We start from the raw sequence: 8,907 nt of genomic DNA, 5'->3' as shown, positions 1-8,907 counted from the left end.
ACGACCACGACGCCACAGAAAGATCGAATAGGCGCGGTTGATGCCGGGGTCCTGAGGAGCCAGGTCGAGTGCCGCCTTATAGGCACTGCCCGCCTCCTCCAGCCGGCCCATCCGCATCAGCGTGCCGGCCCGGTTGGCCTGCGCGGCGGCAAAATGCGGCTGCCGCGCCAGGGCCTTCTCGAAGCACTCCAGCGCCGCCATCAGATTGCCGGCACTGGATCGCAAATTGCCCAGATTGTTCAGCGCCTGCACATGATCGGGTTGCGCCGCCAGCGCCTGCCGGTAATGACCGGCGGCTTCCCGTGTCTGGCCGAGCCGCTGGGCCGCGAGTCCGAGCGAGTAGTGCCAGCCTGCCTGTGTACCGTCCAGCGCCACCGCCCGCTGGAGGCTGGCACGGGCAGCGGCGATATCGCCGGCATCCAGCAGCACATTGCCGAGATTGGCGTGCGCCCCGGCATAGTCGGGGTCGAGCGCCAGGGCTCGCCGGTAGCAGTCGGCGGCAGCGGCAAACTGCCCGGCGGCCCGGCAGGCTGCCCCCAGACTGTTGAGGAAGGCAGGCTCCGCCGGTGCCAGCTCGGTCGCCCGGCGCAGTTCCGCCAGCGCTTCGTCTATCCGGCGGGATTGCAGCAGCGCCACCCCCAGCAGGTGCTGGCAGGTCGCATCGTCGGGGTCCTTCCGGAGCAGTTGCTTGTAGGCCGCGACAGCGCCGAGCAGATCGCCCCCCTGATGGCGGGCGACCGCCTCGGCCAGCCTGTCAGCAGCCGCACTCACGCAATGCCGAAGCCCTGCAGGATCGGCAGGCGCCGCTCCGCGAACTCGATGCCAAGGCGCGTCAGCTCGGCGATGTTCTCCTCCGCCGTTTCCAGCGTGCGGTCATCCTTGCGGATGCGGAACGGCTGGCGTTCGATCTTCGCCCAGACGGCCTTCGCCCAGTCGGCCGGCGTCTTATGGCCATCCTCACGCGCGGCGAGATAGAGTTGCTCGACACGCTGCACCATAAGGCCGGTGCCAGCCTCCGGCGAGGCCAGGAACAGGAAATCCGCACTGTGCTGGGCACGCTCGCACAATGCCCGGTTCAGCTTGCGGCAGCGCGCCCGCACCTGATCGGCGATTTCCACATCCTGCCCGGGGAAGGCATGCCCCATGCCGACCAGGATGCGCACCGCCTGCCACACCTGTGCGGCGGAGAATTGCGGCAGCATCCGGCGCAGTTCGGCCAGCGTCTTCAGCCGGAAGCTGTCGGCGGCCATCGCCTCCATCACCGGCATGTATATCTGCTTCTGCAGCCCGACATCGCCGACCGGACCGGTGATCTGCATCGGCACATTCTTCGGCACGGTCTGCAGGCCGAAGCGCGTGCGGTCGAGCATCTCGCTCTGTTCCACCGGCGTCAGCCGCCGCCGGCCACGCTGGAAGATGTCGCGCCGGAAGTAGCGGTTCACGAAGAAGTCGCGCATCGTCTCGCGCAGGATCTCGTTGCCGGTCTCGCGCAGCATCGCCTGCGCATCGGCGGACAGGTTGATCTCCTCCGCATGGTCCAGGATATAGGCCGAAGCCGCATAATCGAGCCGCGCCGGGGTCAGCCAGGCCGCGAAATCGGCGAAGTGCATCGGCTCCCAGTTGCGGTTGAAATATTCGTGGGCGACGTAGTTGCGCTCCAGCTTTTCCATACCTTTCAGCCGCTCGACCACCTCCGGGTGCAGGGTGAAATAGCCGGCCTTCATGTCGGAAAGCTTGGTGGCAAAGCCGATGGCCTCCTCCACCTTGCGGGCGATGCCCTGCGCCGGCGCACCCGACAGTTCGGCATGCAGGCACATCAGATGCCGCAACGGGACGCCCGACCCCCAGCCCGGCAGCGTATTGTAGCTGAGATAGGCCGCCCCGCCGATGCCGAGGAACCGGTCGAAGATGTTCACGATCAGCCGGCGGTTGTCGTTCGATACCCAGGTCCAGATGCCATGCGCGCCGATATGGTCGAATTCCGGCAGGTCCTTGCGCGCCAGCAGCTCGGCGAAACTGTCATCCAGCAGCACGGCATCGTCGAGGCCCGCCGCTTCCAGCAGATCTTGCGCGTTGAAGGCCTGGGTCGGATTGAAGTCCGTCGCCCAGACCCGGCAGGGCGTCGCGGCAGCATGGATGCAGGCCGCCAGCCCCTGGCCGAAACCCAGCTCCAGATAATTCTTCTGGCGCGGCGGCGCATAGCCGGCGGAGATCAGCGCGAAGCGCTGCAGGGCCGGCGCCAGCTCGCGGTAATAGCCATGGGTATAGCCAACCTCCGTGACGTACCCTTCGCTCCAGCTGCTCAAATCCATCCTCCCCAAAAGAAAGCCCCGCCCCCTTTCGGGAGCGGGGCTAGAGACTAGCTCCGTCGGGCGGATCTGTCGATCCGCCCTGTCGCCTTCAGAAGCTTAGGCGAAGACGAAGTCGGTGGTGGCCAGCGTGCCGGTCACACCCGTGATATCCACCAGCAGGTCGGTGGCGTTGTTGACCGCCGCCGTGCTGTCGTTGACGTACAGGTAGGTACCCGCAGCCGCACCGGCCGAGACCGTGACCAGGACCGCGCTGGCAGCGCCGCCCGAGGCCGAAGCCGCAACCGAGGTGAGGCCGGCCCACACCGCCGTCAGATCCGCCGCCGTGGCGATGGTCTGGGTGGCGAGGGTCACCGAGGTGAAGGCGCCGGTGGCGTTCACCAGGCCGATCTTGTCGGTACCGGCGACGAAGTCGGTGATGTTCACCACGTCGGTGGTGCCGGTCGAACGCGCATACAGGGTGGTGTTGTCACCCGAGAAGGCGATCGTGTCGGCACCGGCGCCGCCGGTGATGTCGTCGTTCGAGGTCGCGGTCGTGATGTTGATGCGGTCGGCACCCGAACCACCGGTGATGGTGTCCTTGCCCGCGCCGCCGTCGATCACGCTGCCGCCCGAACCCAGGGTGAACACGTCAGCCTGGCCCGAACCGGTCATGGTCAGCTTGCCGCTGAAGCCCGAGGCATCGATCTTCGAACCGGTGGTCGTACCGTCGATGGCGTTGGTGATGGTCAGCGCCTTCGTGCCGGTGATGGTGAACACCGAGTTGTCACCGTTGTTCAGCGTGGTGATGACGTTGGAACCACCCGTGCCGGTACCGGTCGAGGTGATGTTCAGGTTCGTCGCACCGCTGAAGGTCACGTCGGTGACGGTCTTCGCGGCGGTCGCCGCACCGTAGTCAACGGTCAGGTTCGCGGTCAGCTCGCCCACCTTGTTGCCGATCGACACGGTGCCGGTGTTACCCGCGCTGTTGTCGATGGTGTAGCTGGTGGTGGACAGCGAGTTGGTCGCGGTCAGCGTGGCGTTGCCGGTGGTCTTGAAGTTGGTGATGCCGTTGGTGATGAACCCGACATCGACCTGGTTGTTACCGGTGGTAACAGTCAGGCTCTCGAAGTTCACCGCATCGTTCACGCCGGCCGCCGCACCCTTGGAGGTCAGGGTAACCGCGTCGGAGATCACCAGAGCGTCGCTGCCAGCGCCACCGTCCAGAGCGTCGGCGGTGGTCAGGTCAGCAATGAGCGCCGTCACGGAGTCGGAACCCGAACCGCCCTTGAAGGTCAGGGTGGTGGTCGCCTCACCGGTGAAGGCAACACCGCCGGTGTTGGACGAGGCATCGACCGTGACGGTCGCGGCCAGGTCGGAGCCGGAGATGGTGGCCTTGCCGGCGCCCGAGATGTTCACCGTCTTGGCAGCCGAGGCAGCCAGCGAGGTGACCGACAGGTTGGCGCCCGAGCCGACCGCCAGGTTCACGGTGGTGGCCGTGGCCGGGCCGGTCAGCGTGGCAACCTTGCTGGCGGCGGTATCGGTGGTGACGTTCAGCGTGGTCGCCGCAGCACCGGTGATGCTGAGGTTCTGCGCACCGGCATTGCTGTAGCCCGACAGTTCCAGGTTCAGCGTCGTGTCGGTGGTGCTGGCCGCCCAGGTCAGCGCGCCGCCGACATCGCCATTGTTCAGCGTGGCGAGGTCGAGGGTCACACCGTTATAGCCGGTCGTGGTGATCGACTTGCCGCCGGTCGCGTTGGTCTGGTCAACCTGAACGCGATTGATGCCGCTCGGGGCGCTGACGGTGGTCCGGATGATGTGGTTGTTGCCCGGGGTGACGTAGTTCAGCACCTCGATGTTCTTGGCACCAGCCGGCAGGTTATTCGTCGCCGCGCCGAAGAGCTTCAGCGTGTCGGTGCCCGCACCGCCATCGATCTGGTCAGCGGCGTTCACCGTGGTGGCGCCGAAGTCACCGATGATGGTGTCATTGCCCTCACCGCCCGAGATCACGTCGGTGCTGGTGGTCAGGGTCAGGGTCTGACCGGCAACCGGGGTCTGAGCAATGGCGTCGGTCGTGACGACGTTGGCCGAGGTCAGCGAGGTCAGGCCGGTGCCCTTCACGACAATGGTCGCACCAGCGATCGAGAAGGAGACGCCACCATCGACAGTGGTCTGCGCCGCCAGGGCGGTGGTGATGTCGGCAGCGGTCGCGCCCTCAACGGCGACGCGGTCGGTACCGGCAACGAAGTCGGTGATGGTCGGGGCCTTCAGGGCGCCCGGGAAGTTCGGATCCGAACCGCGCACCACGAACACGTCCGCGCCGGAACCGCCGGTGAGGGTGTCCTGGCCAAGGCCGGAATACAGGGTGTCGTCGCCATCGCCGCCGACCAGGGAGTCAAAGCCCTTGCCGCCGCGCAGCACATCATTGCCAGCGCCGCCTTCCAGCGTGTCGGAATTCATGCCGCCCTGCATGATGTCCGCGCCGGCGCCACCGATCAGGTGGTCATTGCCGTCGCCGCCATCGAGATCGTCGTCGCCTTCGGCGCCGTTCAGCGTGTCGTTGCCGCCCAGGCCACGGATGGTGTCATTGCCGAGCCCGCCGTTGACGAGATCGCCGTCAGCAGTGCCGACGAGGAAATCGCTGGCGTCCGTACCAGTGATAGTTGCCATTACTAATAGCTCCCTTAGTTTTCCCTGGTTCCCCTGGTGGCGTGACGGTTATCCGCCCTTGGCCCCCTAGCTTCCCCAACTTACGAGCAGGCTCGCGCCGCCCAACCTACTGTTAGAACACCGCTGCCGGCGACATCCCTGAACTCGCCAGGCGGTGGACGCAGTTACAGCGCTTGTTCAAACGCCCACCGGTTTTACCCGTTGTCGCGCCCATCGCCAAGAGGCAAATGCCAGCCCGGCCACGATAAATAGCGGTAAGCGCAGTTGCGTTGCATATATGCAACAAATCAGGCAATGAGCCGTGATATATCCGGCTGTGACAGAATTCATTCGACAGGCTTCTTATATCCGTCAGTAAGAAATTCGTCAAGAACGGTTTCTTTCCGGTCATTCATCGCCGACCATGGCGAAGCTGAGCGGAATACACATTGGAATGGTGGGTCTTTATATGTTAGTTTCTTGACCTAAGTTCTGATAATTACTTGTACAGTGACTTTCTAACCAGAAATGACTGTCTGACTCCGGGCCATTTGACGGCGCTGCATTTGCGGCAACTCTATCAGATTTGGTCGGTTTTCTTACCATGGCACCGCAAGGGCACGGTGCTTGTCCCTGAAAAGACGAGGGAAAATGGGAAGAGAGACTTCCTTCTCGTGTTACCCCCGGGCTTGACCCGGGGGTCCAGGGGCGGTGCTTAGCCTGTAACGTCTCGGGCCGTGGCCCCTGGATTGCCGGGTCAAGCCCGGCAATGACAATGAGTGAGAGCTCCCCTACTCCGCGCCCCCCCCTACTCCGCGAAGGCGATGGTGATACGGCGGTTCTGCTTGCCCTTGTTCTCGATCTTCGCGACAGTCAGCGGTCCGATCTCCCCGGTGCGCGCGACATGGGTGCCGCCGCAGGGCTGCAGATCGACAGCGTCGCCCGCCACCGAGATCAGCCGTACGGTACCCGCCCCCATCGGCGGCTTCACCGAGAGCGTGCGCACCAGGTCCGGCTGGGCCGCCATCTCGGCATCGGTGATCCAGCGGGCGCTGACCGGATGGTCGGCGGCGATCAGCGCGTTCAGCCTGTCCGCCAGCTCCTCCTTGGTGAAGGTGACTTCCGGCAGGTCGAAATCCAGCCGGCCCTTGTCGGCAGCGACCTGCCCGCCGGTCACGTCACCCGGCACGCTGGCGCACATCAGGTGCAGCGCCGTGTGCATGCGCATGTGGCGGTGCCGGCGCTCCCAGTCGAGCACGGCCGTCACCGCATCGCCGGGGGCCAGTGCGGATGCCGCCTCCGGCTCCTCAGGGATATGCAGGATTCCCGTTTCGCCCTTGCGCGTGTCGGCAATGCGGATCGTCCGCCCGTCCGCCAGCCGCAATTCCCCGCTGTCGCCCGGCTGGCCGCCGCCCATCGGATAGAACACGGTGCGGTCCAGCACGATGCCCTCCGGCCCGGCCGAGACCACAATGGCGGTGCAGTCCTTCAGGTAGGAATCGGTGCGGAACAGTTCCTCGGTCATGCGGTCCTCCTTTATTGGGGGCGATTATAGCGCCCTGTCCGGAGGGGTACAGGCGGGCATACTTACTTTAATTGTCACCGGTACATTTTTACGATTGTCGCGATTTCATGTGCTTTGTACCGTTACGCTATGAGCAAGTGGCACCCCGACATAGCGACAATCCCCGGCCCGCGCTACCGCGCCATTGCCGAGGCCATCGCCCGCGATATCGAGGCCGGCCGGCTGGTGCCCGGCGACCGGCTGCCGACGCATCGTGACCTCGCCTATCTGCTGGGGGTGACGGTCGGCACGGTGACACGCGCCTATGCCGAGGCGCAGCGGCTGGGGCTGCTGGTCGGCGAGGTGGGGCGCGGCAGCTTCATCGCCCAGCGCGCGCCCGCCGATGCGCTGTACCACGCGCCGCCGCAGCGCGACGGCACCATCGATATGAGCCTGAATTACCCGCCCGCCGAACCGCTGTCGGAGGCGGCGCTGCGCGACAGTCTGGAAGCGCTCGCCCGGCGCAACGATTTGGGGCATCTGCTGCCCTATGGCGATTTCGACGGGCCACAGGGGGTGCGCGAGGCGGTGGCAGCGTGGCTGGGCCGGCAGCATCGCTTCCCGGTCGAGCCCGAACGGCTGGTGCTCACCAGCGGCGGGCAGCATGCGATCAGCGCCGCCATCGCCGCCGTCGCGGAACCGGGCGATGTGGTGCTGTGCGGGGCGCTGACCTGGACCGGCATCCGCGCCATCGCCGAGATGATGCGCCTGCAGCTGCGCGGCCTCGCGATGGATGGCGAGGGCGTGCTGCCGGAGGCCTTCGACGTCGCCTGCCGCACCCTGTCGCCCAAGGCGCTGTACCTGATCCCGACGCTACAGAACCCGACCGGCACGATCATGGGCGAGGGACGGCGCGCGGCACTGGCCCATATCGCCGAACGCTACAACGTGCCCATCGTCGAGGATGATATCTACGGCTTCCTGGCGCCGGATGCGCCCGCCCCCATCGCCACCCGCGCGCCGGAGCAGGTGCTGTATCTGACCAGCCTGTCGAAGAGCCTGGCACCTGGCCTGCGCATCGGCTGCCTGTCCGCCCCCCGGCGCTTCCACCCGCGGATCATGGCAGCGGTGCGCGCCACCACCTGGATGGTGCCGCCGCTGATGGGCGAGATCGCCGCCGACTGGATCAACAGCGGTGTCGCCGACACCATCGCAGAGAACCGCCGGCAGGAAACCGCGCGCCGCCAGTCCATCGCGCGGTCCGTGCTCGGCCCGCTCGCCGGGGATGCCGCGCCGCAGGCCTATCATCTGTGGGTCAGGCTGCCCGCCCCCTGGCGTGCCACCGACTTCGTCGCCGAGGCCCGCCAGCGCGGCGTGCTGATCGCTCCCACCGATGTGTTCGCGGTCGGCCGCCGCCATGAGGAGGAGGCGGTGCGCATCTGCCTCGGCTCGCCGGCCAATGCGGATGCCGTGCGTCAGGGGCTGGACATCCTGCGCGAGCTGATCCCGCAGGCCGCCGACACACGCTATCTCGCCGTCGTCTGATTCCACCACCGAAACCCGGAGTCCCGCCTATGGACGTAAAGCCCGTAACCCTGTCCGGCCAGCATGTCACGCTGATGCCGCTGTCGATGGAGCATCTGCCGGGCCTCGCCGAGGCCGGCAGGGAGCCGGCGCTGTGGCTCTACTCGCCGACCGCGGCCACCGGGATCGAGGGTATGCGCGCCTATCTGCAGGAAGCGCTGGATGGCCAGGCGGCGGGCACGGCACTGCCCTTCACCACGGTGGACAAGGCCAGCGGCCGCATCGTCGGCTCCAGCCGCTTCGCCGCCATCGACCGCAAGAACAAGCGGCTGGAAATCGGCTGGACCTGGATCGACCCGGCCTTCCAGCGCAGCCATGTGAATACGGAGGCGAAGATGCTGATGCTGCAGCACGCCTTCGAGGTGCTGGGCTGCATGCGGGTGGAGTTCAAGACCGACCAGCTGAACGTGAAGTCGCAGACCGCGCTGGGCCGGCTGGGCGCGGTGCAGGAAGGTATCTTCCGCAAGCATATGATCATGCCGGACGGGCGCATCCGCCACTCGGTCTATTTCAGCATCCTCGACGAGGAATGGCCAGCGGTCAGGACGCGGCTGAGCGAGCGGCTGGCACGGGGCGGCTTCGGTAGCTGAGCGACGGCGCAGCGCCATCCTCCGAGGCCTCGAAACGGATCACGCAGTCGCGGCCGCCCCGCTTGGCGGCATACAACGCCCGGTCAGCCTGCGAGATCGCTTCCTCGATCATGTGCATGGCGGGCTGGGCCTCGGCCACGCCGATGCTGATGGTGGCACTCAGCATTGCGCCATCGAACGGAACCTCGACCGCCGCGAAGCGCCGGCGCAGATTCTCTGCCAGCGCTGCGGCGCCATCCATGCCGGTATCGGGCAGCAGCACGCAGAACTCTTCCCCGCCATAGCGGCAGGG

General features: G+C 66.3%; 7 protein-coding genes. 2 read left to right on the top strand and 5 right to left on the bottom strand.

The features are described from left to right. The 4 genes from P24_RS18715 to P24_RS18700 all read right to left on the bottom strand — a co-directional run. Nucleotides 1-771: tetratricopeptide repeat protein (locus tag P24_RS18715; RefSeq protein WP_008946321.1), on the bottom strand; the 771-nt coding region annotated here is incomplete at its 3' end. Then, a complete protein-coding gene (locus P24_RS18710) occupies nucleotides 768-2,306 on the bottom strand; it encodes a methyltransferase regulatory domain-containing protein (RefSeq protein WP_040708494.1) in 1,539 nt (512 codons plus the stop codon). The genes P24_RS18710 and P24_RS18715, both read right to left, overlap by 4 nt. 102 nt (nucleotides 2,307-2,408) lie before the next feature. Continuing rightward, on the bottom strand, nucleotides 2,409-4,958 hold the full coding sequence (locus tag P24_RS20660; protein WP_008946319.1) for a beta strand repeat-containing protein: 2,550 nt from the start codon (nucleotides 4,956-4,958) through the stop codon (nucleotides 2,409-2,411). 787 nt (nucleotides 4,959-5,745) lie between these two features. Beyond that, the gene (locus tag P24_RS18700) at nucleotides 5,746-6,462 is read right to left on the bottom strand and encodes an alanyl-tRNA editing protein (protein ID WP_008946318.1); all 717 of its coding nucleotides are present in this window, start codon (nucleotides 6,460-6,462) and stop codon (nucleotides 5,746-5,748) included. Nucleotides 6,463-6,591: 129 nt separating this feature from the next. On the opposite strand from P24_RS18700, the gene ehuR reads away from it, so the two are divergent. Then, the gene (gene ehuR / locus P24_RS18695; protein ID WP_008946317.1) at nucleotides 6,592-7,986 is read left to right on the top strand and encodes a MocR-like ectoine utilization transcription factor EhuR; all 1,395 of its coding nucleotides are present in this window, start codon (nucleotides 6,592-6,594) and stop codon (nucleotides 7,984-7,986) included. A gap of 29 nt (nucleotides 7,987-8,015) precedes the next feature. Continuing rightward, on the top strand, nucleotides 8,016-8,615 hold the full coding sequence (locus tag P24_RS18690) for a GNAT family N-acetyltransferase (protein ID WP_008946316.1): 600 nt from the start codon (nucleotides 8,016-8,018) through the stop codon (nucleotides 8,613-8,615). Here P24_RS18690 and P24_RS18685 read toward each other — a convergent pair. Next, the coding region (locus tag P24_RS18685; protein ID WP_008946315.1) for a GGDEF domain-containing protein at nucleotides 8,566-8,907 on the bottom strand (342 nt) is incomplete at its 5' end. The two genes, P24_RS18690 and P24_RS18685, sit on opposite strands and share 50 nt — an antisense overlap.

Origin of the sequence: Oceanibaculum indicum P24 (assembly GCF_000299935.1) — a bacterium.
In the GTDB taxonomy this organism is placed as follows: domain Bacteria; phylum Pseudomonadota; class Alphaproteobacteria; order Oceanibaculales; family Oceanibaculaceae; genus Oceanibaculum; species Oceanibaculum indicum.
Note: the sequence above shows the minus strand (reverse complement) of the source record. Positions and strands in the feature narration are given on the sequence as shown.

What these genes read in the sequence shown, in the direction of transcription:
- P24_RS20660 (WP_008946319.1), bottom strand. Translation starts at nt 4,958, where the DNA reads ATGGCAACTATCACTGGTACGGACGCCAGCGATTTCCTCGTCGGCACT.
- P24_RS18700 (WP_008946318.1), bottom strand. Translation starts at nt 6,462, where the DNA reads ATGACCGAGGAACTGTTCCGCACCGATTCCTACCTGAAGGACTGCACC.
- ehuR (WP_008946317.1), top strand. Translation starts at nt 6,592, where the DNA reads ATGAGCAAGTGGCACCCCGACATAGCGACAATCCCCGGCCCGCGCTAC.
- P24_RS18690 (WP_008946316.1), top strand. Translation starts at nt 8,016, where the DNA reads ATGGACGTAAAGCCCGTAACCCTGTCCGGCCAGCATGTCACGCTGATG.